We start from the raw sequence: 20,466 nt of genomic DNA on the forward strand, positions 1-20,466 counted from the left end.
AAAAAAACTATATCATGTTAAAAAGTAAAACAGACAAAGCGACAGGATTCGAGAAACGATTTGAAAACATCAATACAATTGTTTTCGAAAATTCAGGCGAAGCATCAAAAGCGGTAGCGCAGGAAATTGCAGCTTTAATTCAATCCAAACAAAAAGAAAATAAGCCTTGCATTTTAGGACTTGCAACAGGATCTTCTCCTAAAGGATTGTACGCTGAATTGGTTCGCTTGCATAAAGAGGAAGGTTTGAGTTTTAAAAACGTAATCAGTTTTAACTTGGATGAATATTATCCGATGGAACCAAACTCAATCAACAGTTACGTTCGTTTTATGAAAGAATTACTGTTTGATCACGTTGATATTTTACCTGAAAACGCTCATGTTCCGGACGGACTTTTAACAAAAGAACAAATCGCAGATTATTGCCACGAATACGAAGCTAAAATTGAAGCTCTTGGCGGAATTGATCTTCAGATTCTGGGAATTGGTGGTAACGGACATATAGGTTTTAATGAATCAGGTTCGTTACAAAACTCTAAAACCCGTTTGGTCGCTTTAGATCATATTACAAGAGTAGCTGCAAGTAAAGATTTCTTTGGTTTGAGCCATACACCAAGAACTGCTATTACTCTTGGAGTTAAAAAAATCATGGAAGCTAAAAGAGTGATCTTATTGGCCTGGGGGGAAGGAAAAGCAAATGTGGTAAAAAGATCTGTAGAAGATGAAGTTACGAATAGAGTACCCGCTTCATTTTTGCAGGAGCACAACAATGCCGTTTTTATTTTAGATAAAGAAGCTTCTTCAAAACTTACCAGAATCAATAAACCTTGGTTGGTAGAAAAAGTAGAATGGACAGATAAACTGACTCGTAAAGCAGTTTTAGGATTGGCACTTCAGCTTAAAAAACCAATTTTGATGCTAACCGATGCTGATTATATCGAACACGGAATGAGCGATTTATTGGCTGATTCTGGTCCTGCATACGACATCAATATTAAGATTTTTAATAAATTACAAAATACAATTACAGGCTGGCCAGGCGGAAAACCAAATGCAGACGATTCTAACCGTCCTGAAAGAGCAGAACCGGCCAAAAAACGTGTCTTGATTTTTAGTCCGCATCCTGATGATGATATCATTAGTATGGGAGGAACTTTTATGCGTTTGCAAGATCAGGGACATGAAGTGCACGTTGCGTATCAAACTTCGGGAAATATCGCTGTAGCGGATGATGAAGCGTTGCGTTTTGCAAGATTCGTAATTGATTACAATGAAAAATTCGGGATAAAAAGTCCTGAAGCAGATGACATTTACAAAAAAGCCCAAACTTTCCTTGAGAATAAAAAGAACAGTGAAATAGATATTCCGGAAGTTCGTTACATCAAAGGATTAATCAGAAAAGGTGAGGCGAGAGCAACAAGTCATTTTGTTGGTTTAACAGATGATCAGATTCATTTTATGGAATTGCCTTTCTATGAAACCGGAACAATCGAGAAAAAACCAATCGGACAAGAGGATATTCAGTTGACAATGGATTTAATCGAAAAAATTAAACCACACCAAATATATGCTGCGGGAGATTTAGCAGATCCACACGGAACGCATAAAGTTTGTCTGGATGCTATTTTTGAAGCGGTAAAAGCACTTAAACCAAAATCGTTCATGGATGATTGCTGGTTATGGTTGTACCGTGGAGCTTGGCAGGAATGGGGAATTGACGAAGTTGAAATGGCTGTACCAATGAGCCCGGATCAGGTTTTGGCAAAACGTCACGGAATCTTTAAACACCAATCGCAAAAAGATGGTGTTGTTTTTCAGGGAACTGATGCCCGCGAATTCTGGCAAAGAGCCGAAGACAGAAATGCAGAAACTGCTGCTTTGTACCAGGAATTAGGTTTGGCAACGTACGCAGCGATGGAAGCTTTCGTGAGATGGCACTATTAAGATTCTGAGTTGCTGAGGTTCTAAGATTCTAAGCCTTTTAAGCCTTTTTAAAATATTCGCCACGAATTCACGAATTATATTTAAAACTAATTAGTGAATTCGTGGCGATTTTTTTATCATCGCTCGGGTCATGGAGAAAATCATTAAAATCCTTTAATCTGTGGCAAAAAAAATAAAAAATTAGAATAGCTTTGCATCACAACAAGAAGCAAGAAAAGAATAAATCTATATTCTATTTTCTTGCTTCTTTCTTCTTAAAAATATGGAACCAGACAAAAAACTTCTCATAAAATTAGCCCATACCAAAATGCCTTTCGGGAAATACGAAGGACGATTTTTAATCGATTTACCGGAGTATTATGTCGTTTGGTATCATAATAAAGGCTTTCCTAACGGTGAGTTGGGGCAACAACTGGCGCTTGTCTACGAGTTAAAATTGAATGGTCTTGAGGAACTGATTCGGAATATTAAAAAACAGTATCCCAAGCCTTTAAAATAAAATAGTAAGAAAAATCTTTTGCTATTTCGATTTTTTTATTTAAGTTTGATATGTAAAAATATTACAATTTTTAAAAACTAATTGATACCACAGAATTCAAGACTGAATTTGCGAATGTGTACAAGTCAATATTTTGAAATTATAATATTTGAATACATAAAAAATAGTATAATTTTTAAAAACAAATTGACACCACAGAATTCAAGACTGAATTTGTAAATGTGTACAAGTCGATGTTTTAAAATTATAATATTTTTTTATGCCAAAAAATTCTTCATAGCCAGTTTTATAGTCAGTTTTTATACCTAATGTTCCGATCTTTTAAACAGGAAATCCCTTTTGATTTTTTTGTTAGTAACTTTCAAGTATTCTCTATTGCTCCCCTGAGTGTTTTTCAATTTTTGTAAAAATTAACATGAAGAACTAAATGGAAAACAGTTTTAAAACCTCAAACTCAGGTGAAAATTTTAGTATTGCAGCTTTAGTTTTAGGAATAATTTCTATTATAGTAGCTTTCATTCCTTGTATAAATGTGGTGGCGCTAGTTACTTCACTTCTAACCGTAATTTTTGCAGCAGTTGGTTTATTTAGGGCAACAAATGCAAATTGTCCAACTTTGCTAGCTAAAATAAGTTTTATTTTGGGAATCGTTGCACTGTTGTTCTCAATAATTCTCGTATTAGTTTATGGTCTTATTACTGGAGCCTTGTCATTTTGGGATTAGTAAAAAAGGCTATGATTGTTAAAAATAATAAGAAATCCCTTTTTAATTTATTTGTTAATAACTTTGAAGTATTGTTCGTTGTTCACATAAGTGTTTTTCTATTTTTGTAACAATTAACATAAAACACTATATGGAAGATTATAAACAACCGTCAAATGCAGGTCAGGGCATGGGTATTGCGGCCTTAGTGCTGGGAATCGTAGGTCTTATTGCAGCATTTATTCCTTGCTTTGGTTTTATTGCCGTAATTTTTGGAGTACTTGCCATAGTTTTTGGAGCAATTGGTCTGTCTCAGGCAAAAAGAGAACAAGCTTCAACTACAATGCCATTAGCAGGTTTGATTTTAGGCTGTGCAGCAACAGTTTTTGTTGTTATATGGGTGCTAGTTGTAGTAGGTTCTATAGGATCTGCTGTAATGTCTCATAAAGATGAAATTACTAATGCCATAGATTCTGCAACTATAGAGTCTGTAAAAATACAAGATTCACTAAATGATGTAGAAATAGCAACTGATACTATAAAAGTAGAAGAAACAAAATAATAAATCTCTTTTGTGGAAATAAAATCTTCTTACGAAATTGATTCTTATAAAAAGATAAACACGATTTTTATTGTAATCATCATGTTTATCTTTTTTTATTGCTTTATAATGCCATTTTTAAACTTTGGTTTCCGCTCGACTTGCGAAGGAATGCCTTTAGCCTATTGTAAAAGCCGTGGTTTAACAAGGGCTTTTGCTCAAATTTTAAGATTAAACTTTAGTGAGGCAATTGTTTATAATCCGTACAGTATAAAGATTTTTTTGTTTTTTCTAATTCAATTATTTATACGCTTATTTATCAATAAGATAGTACGCATTTCTACTTTTAAAAGAATAATAATTTGTGATATTTTATTGAGTGCTGTATTATTTGTTTTTTCATTTTATAATCTTGTCGTAATCTGAAAACTTAAAATTAACAGGGTAATATTCAAAAAAACATCCAATTAAAAGTTAAAATTATCGATTACGAAATCATCTAATCGTTCTAATTAAAATTTTGCAAATTATCTCATTCTCTAATTGGCAAATTATCTAATTAAATTTGTACTTTTGCCAAGTTTTTTACACAACTACATACAAACAACAACAGAATGAATCAAACAAAATATATTTTTGTTACAGGCGGTGTGACTTCTTCATTAGGAAAAGGGATTATCGCGGCATCTTTAGCAAAATTGTTACAAGGAAGAGGATATCGTACAACTATTCAAAAATTCGATCCATATATTAATGTGGATCCGGGTACTTTGAATCCATACGAACATGGAGAATGTTATGTAACAGATGATGGTGCAGAAACAGATTTAGATTTAGGTCACTACGAGCGTTTCCTGAATGTTCCTACTTCTCAGGCAAATAACGTTACTACAGGAAGAGTATATCTTTCGGTTATTGAAAAAGAAAGAAGAGGAGAATTTTTAGGAAAAACGGTTCAGGTTGTGCCTCATATTACAAACGAAATCAAAGACAGAATGCAATTGTTGGGTAAATCCGGCGATTATGATATTGTAATTACTGAAATTGGCGGAACTGTAGGTGATATTGAATCATTACCTTATATAGAGTCTGTTCGTCAGTTGGTTTGGGAATTAGGAGAAAATAACGGAATCGTTATTCATTTAACTTTAGTTCCTTATTTAGCTGCTGCAGGTGAGTTGAAAACAAAACCTACGCAACACTCTGTAAAAACATTGATGGAAAGCGGAATCAAAGCGGATATCCTGGTTTGCAGAACAGAGCATGAACTTTCTGATGAATTACGTAATAAATTAGCGTTGTTTTGCAACGTAAAAAGAGAAGCTGTAATTCAGTCTATTGACGCTTCAACAATATATGAAGTTCCAAATTTAATGCTTGAAGAAGGATTAGATGTTGTGGCTTTAAAGAAATTAGATTTACCTAAAAAAGCCGCTCCGGATTTAAAAAACTGGAATACTTTTTTACGCAGATTAAAAAATCCAAAACATACTGTTAATATCGGTTTGATTGGAAAATATGTAGAAATGCAGGATTGTTACAAATCTATTTTAGAGGCGTTTATTCATGCTGGAGCTTCAAATGAAACCAAAGTAAACGTAATTTCTATACATTCAGAACACATTAACAGTGATAATGTTGAAGAGAAATTAGGACCACTTGACGGAGTTTTAGTAGCACCTGGTTTTGGAGAAAGAGGTATTGAAGGAAAAATCGAAGCAGTTCGTTTTGCACGTGAAAATAATATTCCGTTTTTCGGAATTTGTTTGGGAATGCAAATGTCAGTTATCGAATATTCAAGAAATATTTTAGGTTATGCTGATGCCAATTCTACTGAGATGAATGAAAAAACCAAACATCCGGTGGTGAATTTAATGGAAGAGCAAAAAACAATTACAGACAAAGGCGGAACAATGCGTCTTGGAGCCTGGAAATGTGATATTAAACCAAATACTTTAGCACATAAAATATACGGACAAAAGACTATTTCAGAACGTCACCGTCACCGTTATGAATATAATAATAAATATAAGGATGAATTGCAAAAAGCAGGATTAATTGCTTCAGGAGTGAATCCGGATACAGGTTTGGTAGAAATTGTAGAACTTGAAAATCATCCGTTTTTCATTGGCGTACAATACCATCCTGAATACAAAAGTACTGTTGCAAACCCACATCCAATTTTTGTAAATTTTGTGGCTGCTGCGGTAAATGCGCATAAAAAATAATAATTAATATTCTAAAGAGTGTAACTTTTGAGGTCAACTCATTACTAATACGCTGTAACGAATAACCTTTTTTAAATTATAATGGAAGAAAAAAAATTTGATCTTAATTCAATCATTGGTTTTGTATTGATATTTGGAATTTTGGTTTGGATTATGTACCAAAACCAACCTTCTGATAAGGAAATTGCTGCTGAAAAAGCCAAGAAAGAATTAGTTGCCAAACAAGAAGCACAAGCTAAAGCCGATAAAACTAAAACTGCTGTTGTACCGGTTGTTGCTACGACTCCCGGAGATACAGTTCAGTTAGCACAATTGCAAAAAACGTTAGGTGGTTTTGCTTATTCAGCTACACTTCCTTCTGCAAAAGAAGGTTTTACAACTATCGAAAACGATAAGATAAAACTAAAAATTGCGAACAAAGGTGGTTACATCGTTGAAGCAACCTTGAAAGAATTCAAAAGGTTTGAGAAAAATTCAGGACAATTAGTAGAATTAATCAAAGACAATAATTCTAATTTAAATATCCAGTTACAAACAACTGATAACAGAACTTTAAACTCTAAAGATTTATATTTTGAGCCAACACTGACTAAAAGCGGTACAGATCAAATATTGACTATGCGTTTGAAAGCGGGTGCTAACGAATTTTTAGAATATAAATATGTATTAAAATCTAATGAATATTTAGTAGGTTTTGATATTCGTTCTCAAGGATTGAATAAAGTTTTAAATTCTTCTAAGCCATTAGATTTACAGTGGAATTTAAGAACTTTTAGAAACGAAAAAAGTATCTCTTATGAAAACCGTTATGCTGAAATTTATTACAGCTATCAGGATGGAAAAGAAAGTTATGTAGGTCAGGGTTCTCTAAAAGAAGAAACTCCTGAAAAAGTAGATTACGTGGCATTTAAACAACACTTTTTTACTACAATTCTACAAACAAATACTTCTTTTGAGAAAGCGCATTTGGTTTCTGAGAACTTAGTAAAGGATGAAAAAATTGATACGATTTTTACAAAACAATTCAAAGCAAACGTTCCTTTAGCGTTTACTAACGGAGAAGTGGATTATAAAATGAGTTGGTATTTTGGACCAGCTGATTACAAAGTTTTAAAATCATACGATAAAAATTTCGAAAAAATCATTCCATTAGGATGGGGAATTTTCGGATGGATCAACAAATGGATCTTTATTCCTTTGTTCGGATTTTTAGCTTCATTTATTCCTTACGGAATTGCGATTATCATCTTTACGATTATCATCAAAATTGCGATGTCGCCAATTACTTATAAGTCTTTCCTGTCTCAGGCTAAAATGAAAGTTTTACGTCCGGAGATTACAGAATTGGGAGAAAAATTCAAAAAAGACCCAATGAAGAAACAACAGGAAACAATGAAGTTGTACAACAAAGCTGGGGTAAACCCAATGGCTGGATGTATCCCGGCATTGATTCAGCTTCCGTTTATGTATGCATCATTCCAGTTCTTCCCGTCGGCTTTTGAGTTAAGACAAAAAAGTTTCCTTTGGGCAGACGATTTATCATCATTTGATGCTGTTGTAAAACTACCATTCCACATTCCTTTATACGGAGATCATATCAGTTTGTTTCCAATTTTGGCAGCAATTGCGATTTTCTTCTATATGAAAATGACTTCTGGAGATCAGCAAATGGCAGCGCCTCAGCAAGAAGGTATGCCGGATATGGCTAAAATGATGAAAATCATGATTTATGTTTCACCATTGATGATGTTAATTTTCTTCAATAGTTACGGTGCTGGTTTGAGTTTGTATAACTTTATTTCGAACTTAATTACAATCGGAATTATGTTTGTCATTAAAAACTATATTGTTGATACAGATAAAATTCACGCTCAGATTCAGGAGAACAAATTAAAAGAGCCTAAAAAGCAAAGTAAATTTCAGCAACGTCTTCAGGAAGTGATGGAGCAACAGGAAGCTGCAAAAAAACAGAATAAAAAATAATAAGTTATTTATAAAAAAAATCTCGATTCGTCGGGATTTTTTTATTTTTGAAACATACTTTATTAAAGTGAATTTCGTTAAAGTTTAAAATAAAATACAATGATTTATAAAAAAATAATAATTGCATTACTTTTCTTAAATGCTGTTTTAGTATCAGCGCAGGACTTTAATAAAACAGACGCGAACGGAAAAAAAGACGGTGTTTGGAAAGGAACATACGAAGTTTCTAAACGTCCTCGTTATGAAGGAACTTTTAATCACGGAAAAGAAACAGGCATTTTTAAATTTTTTGATGATACTAAAAAAGGAGATGTTATTGCAACTCGTGATTTTACAGCAAATGACGGAAGTTCGTATACTATTTTTTATGACCAGAATAAAAACATAGTAAGTGAAGGAAAAGAAGTAGGAAAGGCTCGTGAAGGCGAATGGAAATATTATCACAAAGCTTCGAAAGTATTGATGACACTTGAAAAATATAAGAACGGCAAGTTAGAAGGTTTAAGAAGTGTCTATTATCCCAACTCAAAAATTGCAGAAGAAATAAATTACGTAAACGGATCTAAAGAAGGAATCTATAAAAAATACGGTCAAAACGGAACTCTTTTGGAGCAAAGTACCTATAAAAATAATGAATACAATGGTGATGCTGTTTTTTACGACGCAGATGGGGTTGTCGCTTCAAAAGGAAAATTCGTAAACGGAAAAAAAGCAAACATGTGGCAGTTTTACTTAAAAGGTAAATTAACCAAAGAAGTCAATATGAGCGATCCGAAAAGTAGTTATCAGGTAGATTCGAAACCTAAAACGCAATAATTTTATAAGTCCGCAAGGCGGACTTTTTTTTAGCCACAAATTGCACAAATTTTCACGAATTATTTTGATACTCAAATTAAGCAAAGCAATTAGTGAAAATTTGTGCAATTCGTGGCCAATTTTTTTTAAAAAAAATGCGGTTCAGAATTCCAAAAAGAAAAACTCGTGCAATTCGTGGCAAACTATTTTTTAAATTTGAATTACTAATACTTTGATTCAATGGATTTAAACGAACTTGTAGGACGGTTTTTATTATTGTTTTTCTCAATTCTGATTTTGTATTTTTTCTCTAACAGAAAAGATAACGAAACTATAAATCCGTTGATGGTTATTGTTGGTCTTTGTACTTTTTCGCTTTGTTATTTGTTTACCAAAATCGAAATAGGAGTGGGGATAGGATTCGGGTTATTTGCGATCTTCTCGATATTAAGATTTCGAACCCAGTCTTTTACTGTAAACGCCATCATTTTTCTGTTTGCCACCATTACGCTTTCGATTTTAGATATCATGTATCCGTACGAAAAGATCGAAGTGTTATTGTTTTTTCAGTTGATTATTATTGGATTTTATATTGCCGCTTCAATTTTGGTCAGTAAAAAAATCTCTAAATATTTGAATGTAGTAGATGTGAAGATTCCGTTAGAAGGCGACTTTTCATTAAACAATCAAAACATTAGAAAATCGATTCAGCAAAAAATAAACATAGAAGATTTTGATTTTAAAATTGTTCTGATCAATACCGTTTCGAATGAAATTGATCTTTTAGTTTATTATTAATCTGATTTGAATTGTTTTTTTCGCTAATACCATGCGAGGGGTTGAAAAGTATACAATTTGTGCCTTTAGGCACTAGATATTGGTAGAAATTAGTTCGTAATATGTTTGCGTGCCGTAGGTACGCAACAAAATGATTCTATTGTGTACCTACGGCACGCTGAATTCATTCTGTTTTATACCAATATTTAGTGCCTAACGGCACATCTCCAGTTTTGATTCTTATTATTCGTTTTCCTGCAGAGCTTCTAGATCTTTTTAGTCTTTATAGCTGCAATGAAAGATATTCAGGTTTCTTATATGAACTATTTAGGGATTGAATTCCGGTTATTATTTATTCATTAAAAGGTCTGACTTGTTTGATGTATAAATCCCTGTTTTCGCCCACGATTTTAAATTCGATATCAACCGGATGATATCTGTTTTTTCTCCAGTAACGATACATTTTAGCTTCAATTTTTTGACTTACAAGAAAAAGGCGGCTCATTTCTTTACGGCTCAGTAAAGGCTCATTATTGTTTAAATTAGAATTCGAAGTATAATCAATATCAAAATCGTCATCATCAGTTCCCATATTAAAATGATACGCCACAAATTGTTCGCAGACTTCTCCTTTTTCTGGTTTTACAACTGAGTTTTCTCCTTTTTGAATGTTCACCGTAATGCCCGGGAAGTTTTTACGGAACATATTTTTGGTAATTATTACGCCATTTGCGAGTTCATCCGGAAAAGAGCGATGTACTAAAACTCCCATAGCAATATTTCTTTGGTCAATATCAAAAAGTTCTCTTTCTCCATAAGAGCCTTCATTCCATACACTGGCCCAGACTTGTTTAATCGCTTTTTCGAAGGTTTTCACGCTATCGCCTACAATTCCGGTTTTTGAGTCGTATAAACCTGCGCCATTAAAATCATCTAAATCTTCGGCATTGGTTGACGAACGGAATCTGAAATTTTTGAAAGAAGCATTTTTAAAAGTCTCATTTAGCTTTGTAATTAATTGAGGATTAACAGGCTCTTTTTTAATGGCATCCCTGATCTTTTTTAATTGTTGCTTTACCCAAACGGCAGAATCTTTATGTGTGTTTGCTAAAAGTTCATTAATCAAAGGTGAAATAGATTTGCTTTGAACGTGTTTTACATAAAAATAAAACGGGATTGCGTGTGCATTTTCCGGCGTTTTGAATTGAATATCTTTAGAAATTGCAATTAAATACGCTAAGTTTTGCGCTTTTGAACCAATATAATTAATTCCGTTTTTAGGTATTTTACTGAGATCTACTATCGAAGTTACAGTGGTGTCAATAATGAGTTTTTTCTTTTTTGTATTGGCTTTTTGGATTATTTTTTTATTGGTTTCTTTAACGTAAAAAGTATCGATTTCAATTTTTAGTTCCACTTTTTTACCCAGTAAACTTTTAAGGTTATTATCTTTAAGAGCATTTGTATAAGCCATGATCGGAATTTTTCGGTTTTTGCCCAAAAGTACCAGATGGCTTAATGGTGTCTGAAGTTCATTAACAATTATTCCTCTTACATTAGGTAAAATATCCGGCGTTCCGTCTACAATTATAATTTCGTCAGAATTTGGTTTTGTAGTTTCGAGATCCTTTAGTTTATATTGTTTCAGTATTCCGACATTGCTTCCGGAAACCACTTCCTGATACTTTATTTCATTAAAAATAAAATCTGATTTTACACAAGGGATTTTAAATTTATTCTGTTGAAACCATTCCATTTTTTCTGGATTATTCAAATAGAATTTCAAATTAGAACCTATAAAAGTCGATTGTACAATTAAATTGTAAAAGCGCTCAATCAAGACAATGGGCATATGATCTGAAGCTGCTAACTCGAAAATCCATTTATCGGTTCCTTTGATGTGATTTAGATTTCCTAGCAAATAATTTCTGTTTTTATCGGTGTCACTATAATTTTCATTGTTAAAAATTTCAAGATCCTGACTGTAGCCTAAGTAGTTGGTAACAAAATCATAATGTAGCGGAATTAGGGTACTATCGAAGTAATACATTTTTTGTTTTTTTAAATCGTAAACAATTTTTACCGATTCGATATTCGAAAATTTGTCTGATAACGGTTTACCTCTAAATGCCTTGTAGGCTTCGTAATTAGACAAAGTGGCGCTGTATCTTTGTGCATTTAAAGAAGTTATGATAAGCAGAAAAATAAAACTACAAATGTATTTGTGCATGACATTTTTATTGATCATTAAAAGTAATTAAAAAAAGCAATCAATTTTATCTACCACGCCATTATATAAACTAATGAAAACTACCCCAATTATCAAAAATAGGACTTATCTTTGCACCCTTGTAAAAATATAAACGATTTAGAATGAAACGTGTAGTTGTTGGACTTTCCGGTGGAGTAGATTCGAGTGTCGCTGCTTATTTATTGCAGCAACAAGGATACGAAGTTATTGGCCTTTTTATGAAAAACTGGCACGATGATTCGGTTACTATTTCTAATGAATGTCCTTGGTTAGAAGATAGTAATGATGCTTTATTAGTAGCTGAAAAACTCGGAATACCGTTTCAAACTGTCGATTTAAGCGAAGAATACAAAGAAAAAATCGTTGACTATATGTTCAACGAATACGAAAAAGGGAGAACTCCAAATCCTGACGTACTTTGTAACCGCGAAATCAAATTTGATGTATTCATGAAAATTGCTTTAAGTCTTGGTGCAGATTATGTAGCAACAGGGCATTATTGTCAAAAAAATGAAATTGAAGTTGATGGCAAGCCAGTTTATCAATTGATTGCCGGCGCTGACAATAACAAAGATCAATCGTATTTTTTATGTCAGTTATCACAGGATCAGTTGGCAAAATCTTTATTCCCAATTGGAGCTTTAACAAAACCTGAAGTACGCGAAATCGCTGCTGAAATGGATTTAGTAACAGCCGAAAAGAAAGATTCACAAGGATTATGTTTTATTGGAAAAGTTCGTTTACCGGAATTCCTGCAACAAAAATTGCAGCCAAAAGAAGGTAAAATTGTTCAGATCGATAAAAACGATCCAATTTACGCTATCGAAGAACCTGCTGGATTATCATTAGAGTCAGCATTAAAATTAGAAGCTAAAAAACGTGATTATCTGCCAACAATGGGTAAAGTAGTTGGTAAGCATCAAGGTGCGCATTATTTTACAGTGGGACAACGTAAAGGTTTGAATGTAGGCGGAACAACAGATCCGTTATTTATCATCGCTACAGACGTTGAAACCAATACCATTTATACAGGTTTAACAAGTCAACATCCTGGATTGTTTAAAAAAGCTTTGTTTATAGAAAAATCTGAAGTGCACTGGATTCGTACTGATTTGGCTTTGCGAGTTGGTGAAACTATGGAAGTAATGGCGAGAATTCGTTACCGCCAGCCTTTGCAAAAAGCAACCTTACACCAATTTGAAGACGGAATGTATGTTGAGTTTGAAGAGCCACAATCAGCAATTACTGAAGGTCAGTTTGCGGCTTGGTATTTAGATAATGAATTAGTTGGTTCGGGAGTAATTTCTTAGCTTTATACTTTTTTACAAAGGTTTTGCCTTTTAAAAAAGTAAACTATGAAGTACTATTTTATGTTTCTTTTATTGATGGTTTCTTCTGTGATCTTTTCGCAAGAAGATGCTTGGGTTTATTTTAAGGATAAACCAAATGCACAAACGTATTTAGATAATCCGTTAACCATGCTTACACAGCGCGCATTAGATAGAAGAACCGCTCAGAATATTGCTTTAAATCTTACCGACATTCCTTTAGAAGTAACCTATATCAATCAGGTCAAATTAAGTTCAGGAATAACTGTAATGGCACAATCGAAATGGTTGAATGCGCTCCATATTCGCGGAACTCAAAATAATATCTTATCATTAAAAGCATTATCATTTGTAGATAAAGTCGTTTTCGCAAATAAAAACCTGAATACAACTTCTAAAAAAGTTTCAGAAAATCAGGTTTTTCAATTTAAAGAAAAACTCAAAACTACAATTGATTATAGTTATGGATCTTCAGCAAATCAGATTCAAATGCTTAATGGTCAGGTTCTGCATCAACAAAATTATACTGGTTCAGGAAAAATAATAGCCGTTCTGGATGCTGGTTTTCCGGGAGTAAATACTGCCCAGCCTTTTAAAAAGCTTATTGATAATCATCAAATTTTGGGCGGTTATGATTTTGTGAATAGAAACAATAATTTCTATACTGGCGATGACCATGGGACAATGGTACTTTCAACAATGGGCGGTTACAAAGAAAATTCTTTAGTAGGTACTGCTCCGGATGCTAGTTATTACTTATTTATTACAGAATACGATCCTACAGAAAATCCTGTAGAAGAGTCCTATTGGGTCGAAGCGGCAGAAGAAGCAGATCGTTTGGGAGCTGATATTATTACGACTTCTTTGGGGTATTTTGGTTTTGATAATGTCAATTATAGTCATACTTATAGCGATATGAATGGTACGACAAATTTTATTTCGCGTGGTGCCGAAATTGCTTTTAGTAAAGGAATTGTAGTAGTGGCTTCAGCAGGAAATGAAGGAAATACAACAGAACCTCACATTGGTGCACCGGCAGATGCTGTTTCTGTGATTACGGTTGGTGCTGTCACGGCTTCAAAAACAAAGTCGCCTTTTAGTTCTATCGGGCCAACTTATGATTTAAGAATTAAACCTGATGTTATGGCGCAGGGAACTGCCGCTGTAATCTCTGATACTGGAGGCAATATCACAACGGTAAACGGCACTTCGTTTTCTTGCCCAATTATGGCAGGAATGATTGCTTGTTTGTGGCAGGCTTTTCCGTCGAAAACCAATAAGGAAATCAGGCAAATGATCCTTCAGTCTTCAGACCGATATGCTGCTCCAAATAATAATTATGGTTACGGAATTCCCAATTTTGGGTTGACTTTGGGCGTAGAAAATTTTCAATATTCGTTATCTTCTTTTTCTGTATTTCCTAATCCGGCAAAAACTACAGTTTCATTTTTGTTTGAAAACAATACAGGTTCGGTATCAATTTATTCAGTTTTAGGGCAGAAAGTAATTGAAAAAGAAATAACCAGTCAAAATTCAATTCTTTCTGTAGAATCATTAAAAAGCGGACTCTATTTTTATACTTTTGATGCGGATGGTTTGCATAAAACAGGGAAAATTATCAAACAATAATTATATTTTTGAATGAATAAAATTACACAACTTTTTAATATAAAATATCCTATTATTCAGGGCGGAATGATCTGGAATAGCGGTTATAAATTAGTTTCGGCAGTTAGTAATGCGGGAGGTTTAGGTTTAATTGGTGCCGGATCAATGTATCCGGAAGTTTTAAGGGAACATATTCAGAAATGCAAAAAAGCAACTGATAAACCCTTTGGCGTTAATATTCCGATGTTGTATCCTAATATCGAAGAAATAATGCATATCGTGATCGAAGAAGGCGTGAAAATCGTTTTTACTTCGGCAGGAAATCCTAAAACCTGGACTGCTTTTTTAAAAGAAAAAGGAATTACAGTTGTACATGTAGTAAGTAGTAGTGTTTTTGCATTAAAAGCACAAGAAGCCGGAGTCGATGCAATTGTTGCAGAAGGTTTTGAAGCAGGCGGACACAACGGACGTGATGAAACGACAACACTGACTTTGATTCCAATGGTCAAAGAAAAAATTAATATACCCATTATTGCTGCAGGCGGAATCGCAACAGGACGCGGAATGCTTGCTACAATGATTTTGGGTGCGGATGGTGTTCAGGTGGGAAGTCGTTTTGCGGCATCGATAGAATCGTCTTCGCACAATAATTTCAAAGAAACGATAGTTAAAGTTAAGGAAGGTGATACACAATTGACATTGAAAGAATTAGCTCCCGTGCGTTTGATTAAGAATAAGTTTTACAATGATGTTCAGGAATTGTATGAAAAATGTCCATCTAAAGAAGATTTAGTGCAGCTTTTAGGAAGAGCACGAGCCAAAAAAGGAATGTTTGAAGGCGATCTTGAAGAAGGTGAACTCGAAATTGGACAAATTGCAGGATTAATTCATGAAATATTACCTGTAGAAAAAATTATTCAACAAATGATCACCGAATTCGAAATTGCTCGTCAGGAAAAGGCTAAATTTGAGTTTTAATTATCTGCATTACATATATGAATTCTATCCGCACCTATATATTACTACTATTTTTAGGACTTTGTTTGCAACAGGCTTACAGTCAGTCTTATCAATTTAAAACTTCAGGATTTAGTGTTTTAGAAAAGAATGAGAGAGGAAAATGGGGTGAATGGTCCAATCTTGATTTGGTCAATCTATCAGTTGTTCTGGATACCAATAAGCATAGAGTTGTAGTGTATTCTCAGGAAATACAGCTTTTTAAGATACTTGACTATATCGAACGTGAGGAAAATGATACTGATATTGTTTACTCTTTTATGTGTAAAGATAATGATGGCCGTGATTGTAAACTTTCTATTATAACCAGAAAGAAACAAGATTATAGAAAGCAATTGTATATTAACTACGACGATCATATTATTGTCTATAATATTTTTAGTGTTTAGGTTTTAAAAATAAATTGATATTACCCGTTTTTAGGGTATGACAAATTTCTACAATGCTATAAATTTGATGCTAAATACTTTACTTACATAAAGATTCAATGGAATAATCTTTAAAAACATAAATAAAGTATTGTAGAAAAAAAGAAACATTAAAAAAACGAATATTATGATTTGGAGTAATTTATTAATTGGAATTTATGTTTTGATTTTAATAGTGAATGGTTATTTCTGGTATAAATACAATAAAAAGGCTTCTGCAGATCAGAAAAAAAAAGAAGGCTGGAATAATTATTACTTAATAGGAACGATTTTTATTCTCACTTTATTATTTCAAAAAATGGGTTGGTAAATAATAGTCTTAACTATTTAAAAACAATAAACCCGATAGATTTCAAACCTATCGGGTTAATATAAAACTTAGCGACTTAGCATCTCAGCATCTTAGAAACTTTTAAGAATCAATATCCTTGATAAAGTCATCATACTCCAGGTAAAACATCTCCAGCGCATTCATTTTTTCGAAAAAGAAATCAAAAATAGTATCCCAATTATTGCGATTGCTGAAACCTACGCCTTGTATTTCAGTCCAGATTCTGCTGATGGTTTTTCCGCTTTCTAAAGTATAATTTTTTTCGAAAACGAGATCTTTAATAAATTCCTCTTCCAGAATATTTTTTAAAGCCTCTAACTTTTCAAAATAAGCATTTCGTTTTTCGTCACTTCTTTGTTCGATATCAATTAAAACCTGTGCTTTTTTATTGTCTACAAAAAACTTAAAAGAGAAATCTTTAATCTTAGTATCATAAAGCACCCATTTGCGCGGATATTTTTCGGCGAAAGCCACCCAAAATTCTCTTTTTATTCTTTGTGATTCTTCTCTGCTGTACATTTTTATGGCTTTGATTTTAGAAAGCTTGTAGAAACGCCTTTTCTAAACTATATTTATATTTTATTTGAAAATACAAAAATAAACTTTGAATATGGATTTTCAAGATTTTTTGCAATATGTTCCTAATTTAATTCCGATCGAACTACCGGCAGTTGCCTCACATATAAAAATGGCTCCAAAAGAGCGCATAGAAGCTTTGAAAAATTTGGATTTAAAAATAGAAAATCCAAGAATTGCTGCTGTAATGCTGTTGTTTTATCCAAAAAATAACGAAACCCATTTAGTGCTAATTGTTCGAAATGCTTATAATGGAGTTCATTCTTCGCAAATTGCTTTCCCGGGTGGGAAATACGAAACAACCGATGCAGATTATGAGGAAACAGCGCTTAGAGAAACTCATGAAGAAGTAGGTGTTCCTCCTGAAAAAATTGAAATAGTAAAGCATTTTACCCCAATGTATATTCCGCCGAGTAATTTTTTAGTGCATCCGTTTTTAGGAATTGCCAGAGAAGAACTTATGTTTTTTCCTGATAGTAGAGAAGTGGCAGCCATTATAGAATTGCCGTTATCTGTTTTTTTAAACGATGAAATTATTGTCGAAGCCACATTGTCAACTTCTTATGCTAATAATATTTTAGTTCCGGCATTTGATATCCAAAATCATATTGTTTGGGGAGCAACTGCTATGATTTTAAGTGAATTGAGAGATGTTCTGAAAATTGCTTTTGAAGAAAAATTGGAAAAATAGAAAATTAACAATTTGATATTCATTATAATAACAATTTATTTCCGAAATTGCGTTATAGTATTGCTAAAAGAATAATTTTTGTATGTTTGCGTTCTAACATAAAAAATACAATAAACAGCTATGCGATTGTTTAAACGAAATCCTTTCGGACATATATTATTCATCAAGAAATGGTTAATCCGTATTTTGGGCACCATGACTCATAGAAGATATAGGGGGTTTAATGATTTACAGATTGAAGGATCTGAAATCATTAAAACACTTCCGGATACAAATGTTTTGTTTATATCCAATCACCAAACTTATTTTGCCGATGTTGTCGCGATGTTTCATGTGTTTAACGCAAGTTTAAGCGGACGTCAGGATACTATTAAGAACATTGGTTATCTGTGGCAGCCCAAGATGAATATTTACTATGTGGCAGCAAAAGAAACGATGCAAGCAGGTTTATTACCAAGAATTTTAGCTTATGTGGGCGCTATTACGGTCGAAAGAACCTGGCGAGCAAAAGGTGTTGACGTAACTGAAAAACGTGAAGTTAACCCAAACGATACTGAAAATATTAGAATTGCGCTCGAAGATGGCTGGGTAATTACGTTTCCGCAAGGAACTACAAAGTCTTTTAAACCCGTTCGTAAAGGAACAGCGCATATCATCAAACAACATAAACCTATTGTAATTCCTATTGTTATCGATGGTTTCCGTCGTTCATTTGATAAAAAAGGATTACGAATGAAGAAAAAAGGAATTCTGCAATCTTTTATTATCAAAGAACCTCTTGATATTGATTATGAAAACGATACTATCGAAGAAATCGTAGAAAAAGTAGAATACGCTATAGAGCAGCATCCGTCATTTTTAAAAGTAATTCCAGCCGAGGAAATCAAGGTAGAAGAAGAACTTAACGAAATGAGAAGGTGGAGTTATAAAGCTTCAGAAAGTGAACATTAAAAAAAAGTTTCAAGTTTCAAGTTTTAAAAAAAAAACTTAGAACCTTAGTGTCAGAATCTTAGCAACTTATAAAACCTTTATCCCTTTTATTAAAAATCAATTTTCTTCAACTCTTTATAGTTAGCATATAATTTGCGCAATAATGTTCCGTAAATTAATCTGTAAATACACCAGAATATACCCAATAAGCCTAAGATTATCAAAATTAAAATTCCCACAGTAAAGAACATTGCTTTTCCGTCTGCGGCTAATTTTTCTCTTAAAAATTCCATATCAGGATTGTAAACAAAGGTGATGAAATAACTGAAGATACATATGACAACAAGCATTCCTAAGTTGTACCATACGTAATACTGAACTGTCTTTCGGGTTCTTAGAATAGCACTCATTAGTGTTTTTGTAGCGACAGTTGTTGAAATTGTTTTGTAATTTTTATAAAAATTAATCACAAAAAAAAGTACAACTACATAATTGAAATACGTTAAAATGTCAAGGGCTAATACAATTTCGGGATGATTCATTTTTCGTAACAAATCATCAGTATTAATAAATAAATTAGAGAAGGTCCAAAATGAAAACTCCAAAATGCTGATAACCAAAATCCACTTCACGGTAGAAGAAGATTGTTTATGAATCATTTTGTAGATCTCTTTTTCAGAAATTTGTAGAAAAGAATCCGAGTTCTTTTTCCAGTCTTTTTTTAATAAATCCAGTTCTTTCATAATAATTTTTAAGGATTTAGTATTTTTTTAAGTTTCCCTTTAATTCTGTTCATTTTCACACGTGCATTCACTTCGCTGATTCCGAGAGTTTCGGCTATTTCCTGATAATCTTTGTCTTCTAAATACATAAAAACTAATGCTTTCTCGATGTCATTAAGCTGATATACAGCTTTGTACATCAGTTTAATCTGCTCTTCTTCTTCATAATTGTAATCAACATCTTTTATAAAATGCTGATGACTTTCATACTCTACGGTTGATATGGTTCGTTTGGTTTTCCTATATAAGGTAATGGCGGTATTTAAGGCAACGCGATACGTCCAGGTCGAAAATTTACTATCGCCCCTAAATTTTGGATAAGCTTTCCATAACTGAATGGTGATTTCCTGAAACAAGTCTTTGTGAGCATCTTCGCCGGCAGTATATAATCTACAAATCTTGTGGATTATATTCTGATTTGCCTGCAATTGCGCAACAAATGACTGTTCTAGATTTTCGCTCATATTTTATTAGTAGTATTGCAACCGTTTTTGTTACAGTTTTAAAATTAAAAAAAATATTATAAATAAAAAATTAGTATTAATCTTAATATTTTTTTTGAGCCAATTCCAACCTTTTACAAAAAATGATACTCTATATATAAAAATGCCAAATATGAAAAATTTTTTACTCTTACTTTTTATATCAACTGTTGGTTTTTCGCAAACTATTTATAGAGGCAATGTAAGCGAGAACGGAGAGCCAATTCCAGGAGTTTCTGTTTGCGTAGTAAATACGTCAAGATGTACAGCGACAGACTGGGATGGAAATTATGCTATCGAAGTTAGAACAGGAGATCAATTGCGTATCTCTTTTATAGGAATGAAAACCAAAATAATAAAAATTACCAACACTACTTTGCTGGATAATGACAATAGAGTACAACCTATCATAAGTGAGGATTATATCAATAAATTAGAGAAACACGATGATGTCGTACCCAGCAAATCAACCGGAAATTATGATTTTGATTTGCAGTATAATATTGAAAATTATGATTTAATGAAAAAGCCCGGGATAATACTGGTTTATACCATTTAAAAAGTAAAGCTGCA

At 33.0% G+C, this 20,466-nt stretch carries 21 protein-coding genes; 17 read left to right on the top strand and 4 right to left on the bottom strand.

The window, feature by feature from the left end; translation table 11 throughout:
* Nucleotides 1-14 precede the first annotated feature (14 nt).
* From nagB to FLP_RS01640, 9 genes are all read left to right on the top strand, one after another.
* Nucleotides 15-1,943, top strand: coding sequence for a glucosamine-6-phosphate deaminase (gene nagB / locus FLP_RS01605; protein ID WP_065447763.1), 1,929 nt, complete (start codon nucleotides 15-17; stop codon nucleotides 1,941-1,943).
* A 262-nt stretch (nucleotides 1,944-2,205) separates the two neighbouring features.
* A complete protein-coding gene (locus tag FLP_RS01610; RefSeq protein WP_039117105.1) occupies nucleotides 2,206-2,442 on the top strand; it encodes a DUF3820 family protein in 237 nt (78 codons plus the stop codon).
* Between the two features lie 427 nt (nucleotides 2,443-2,869).
* A complete protein-coding gene (locus tag FLP_RS01615; RefSeq protein ID WP_065447764.1) occupies nucleotides 2,870-3,166 on the top strand; it encodes a hypothetical protein in 297 nt (98 codons plus the stop codon).
* Nucleotides 3,167-3,296: 130 nt separating this feature from the next.
* A complete protein-coding gene (locus FLP_RS01620) occupies nucleotides 3,297-3,707 on the top strand; it encodes a DUF4190 domain-containing protein (protein WP_065447765.1) in 411 nt (136 codons plus the stop codon).
* A 150-nt stretch (nucleotides 3,708-3,857) separates the two neighbouring features.
* On the top strand, nucleotides 3,858-4,112 hold the full coding sequence (locus FLP_RS25905; protein ID WP_165606635.1) for a DUF2752 domain-containing protein: 255 nt from the start codon (nucleotides 3,858-3,860) through the stop codon (nucleotides 4,110-4,112).
* A 188-nt stretch (nucleotides 4,113-4,300) separates the two neighbouring features.
* Nucleotides 4,301-5,914 carry a CTP synthase gene (locus FLP_RS01625; protein ID WP_065447766.1) on the top strand — a complete coding sequence of 538 codons (1,614 nt, stop codon included), beginning with the start codon at nucleotides 4,301-4,303 and terminating at the stop codon, nucleotides 5,912-5,914.
* Nucleotides 5,915-5,995: 81 nt separating this feature from the next.
* On the top strand, nucleotides 5,996-7,897 hold the full coding sequence (yidC, locus tag FLP_RS01630) for a membrane protein insertase YidC (RefSeq protein ID WP_065447767.1): 1,902 nt from the start codon (nucleotides 5,996-5,998) through the stop codon (nucleotides 7,895-7,897).
* Nucleotides 7,898-7,996: 99 nt separating this feature from the next.
* Nucleotides 7,997-8,713, top strand: coding sequence for a toxin-antitoxin system YwqK family antitoxin (locus FLP_RS01635; RefSeq protein WP_065447768.1), 717 nt, complete (start codon nucleotides 7,997-7,999; stop codon nucleotides 8,711-8,713).
* A 219-nt stretch (nucleotides 8,714-8,932) separates the two neighbouring features.
* The gene (locus FLP_RS01640) at nucleotides 8,933-9,490 is read left to right on the top strand and encodes a DUF4956 domain-containing protein (RefSeq protein ID WP_065447769.1); all 558 of its coding nucleotides are present in this window, start codon (nucleotides 8,933-8,935) and stop codon (nucleotides 9,488-9,490) included.
* A gap of 331 nt (nucleotides 9,491-9,821) precedes the next feature.
* Here the strand turns inward: FLP_RS01640 and FLP_RS01645 are convergent, their stop codons facing one another.
* Nucleotides 9,822-11,699 (bottom strand): PEP/pyruvate-binding domain-containing protein, encoded by a 1,878-nt coding sequence (locus tag FLP_RS01645; protein WP_065447967.1) that lies wholly within the window; start codon nucleotides 11,697-11,699, stop codon nucleotides 9,822-9,824.
* Nucleotides 11,700-11,842: 143 nt separating this feature from the next.
* On the opposite strand from FLP_RS01645, the gene mnmA reads away from it, so the two are divergent.
* The 5 genes from mnmA (at nucleotide 11,843) to FLP_RS01670 (ending at nucleotide 16,411) form a co-directional block, all read left to right on the top strand.
* Nucleotides 11,843-13,030 carry a tRNA 2-thiouridine(34) synthase MnmA gene (gene mnmA / locus FLP_RS01650; RefSeq protein WP_065447770.1) on the top strand — a complete coding sequence of 396 codons (1,188 nt, stop codon included), beginning with the start codon at nucleotides 11,843-11,845 and terminating at the stop codon, nucleotides 13,028-13,030.
* A 45-nt stretch (nucleotides 13,031-13,075) separates the two neighbouring features.
* Nucleotides 13,076-14,677: a S8 family serine peptidase gene (locus FLP_RS01655; protein WP_065447771.1), complete on the top strand. Its 1,602-nt coding sequence runs from the start codon at nucleotides 13,076-13,078 to the stop codon at nucleotides 14,675-14,677.
* A 12-nt stretch (nucleotides 14,678-14,689) separates the two neighbouring features.
* The gene (locus tag FLP_RS01660; protein ID WP_065447772.1) at nucleotides 14,690-15,634 is read left to right on the top strand and encodes an NAD(P)H-dependent flavin oxidoreductase; all 945 of its coding nucleotides are present in this window, start codon (nucleotides 14,690-14,692) and stop codon (nucleotides 15,632-15,634) included.
* A gap of 17 nt (nucleotides 15,635-15,651) precedes the next feature.
* The gene (locus FLP_RS01665) at nucleotides 15,652-16,062 is read left to right on the top strand and encodes a hypothetical protein (protein WP_065447773.1); all 411 of its coding nucleotides are present in this window, start codon (nucleotides 15,652-15,654) and stop codon (nucleotides 16,060-16,062) included.
* A 166-nt stretch (nucleotides 16,063-16,228) separates the two neighbouring features.
* Nucleotides 16,229-16,411, top strand: a complete 183-nt coding sequence (locus FLP_RS01670) for a hypothetical protein (protein WP_065447774.1) — start codon at nucleotides 16,229-16,231, stop codon at nucleotides 16,409-16,411.
* 102 nt (nucleotides 16,412-16,513) lie between these two features.
* On the opposite strand, the gene FLP_RS01675 is transcribed toward FLP_RS01670, so the two are convergent.
* Nucleotides 16,514-16,951: a DUF4268 domain-containing protein gene (locus FLP_RS01675; protein WP_065447775.1), complete on the bottom strand. Its 438-nt coding sequence runs from the start codon at nucleotides 16,949-16,951 to the stop codon at nucleotides 16,514-16,516.
* A 91-nt stretch (nucleotides 16,952-17,042) separates the two neighbouring features.
* Here FLP_RS01675 and FLP_RS01680 point away from each other — a divergent pair, with 91 nt between their 5' ends.
* Nucleotides 17,043-17,699 (top strand): NUDIX hydrolase, encoded by a 657-nt coding sequence (locus FLP_RS01680; protein WP_065447776.1) that lies wholly within the window; start codon nucleotides 17,043-17,045, stop codon nucleotides 17,697-17,699.
* A 120-nt stretch (nucleotides 17,700-17,819) separates the two neighbouring features.
* Entirely contained in the window at nucleotides 17,820-18,650 is an 831-nt protein-coding gene (locus FLP_RS01685; protein WP_065447777.1) for a lysophospholipid acyltransferase family protein, read from the top strand.
* Nucleotides 18,651-18,739: 89 nt separating this feature from the next.
* Here the strand turns inward: FLP_RS01685 and FLP_RS01690 are convergent, their stop codons facing one another.
* Complete coding sequence (locus tag FLP_RS01690; RefSeq protein ID WP_065447778.1) at nucleotides 18,740-19,372, bottom strand: hypothetical protein; 633 nt, start codon at nucleotides 19,370-19,372, stop codon at nucleotides 18,740-18,742.
* An 8-nt stretch (nucleotides 19,373-19,380) separates the two neighbouring features.
* Nucleotides 19,381-19,875 (bottom strand): RNA polymerase sigma factor, encoded by a 495-nt coding sequence (locus FLP_RS01695; RefSeq protein ID WP_065447779.1) that lies wholly within the window; start codon nucleotides 19,873-19,875, stop codon nucleotides 19,381-19,383.
* 151 nt (nucleotides 19,876-20,026) lie between these two features.
* Here FLP_RS01695 and FLP_RS01700 point away from each other — a divergent pair, with 151 nt between their 5' ends.
* The gene (locus FLP_RS01700) at nucleotides 20,027-20,452 is read left to right on the top strand and encodes a carboxypeptidase-like regulatory domain-containing protein (protein WP_165606636.1); all 426 of its coding nucleotides are present in this window, start codon (nucleotides 20,027-20,029) and stop codon (nucleotides 20,450-20,452) included.
* The last annotated feature ends 14 nt before the right edge of the window (nucleotides 20,453-20,466 follow it).

This window comes from Flavobacterium piscis, assembly GCF_001686925.1.
Classification (GTDB): Bacteria; Bacteroidota; Bacteroidia; order Flavobacteriales; family Flavobacteriaceae; genus Flavobacterium; species Flavobacterium piscis.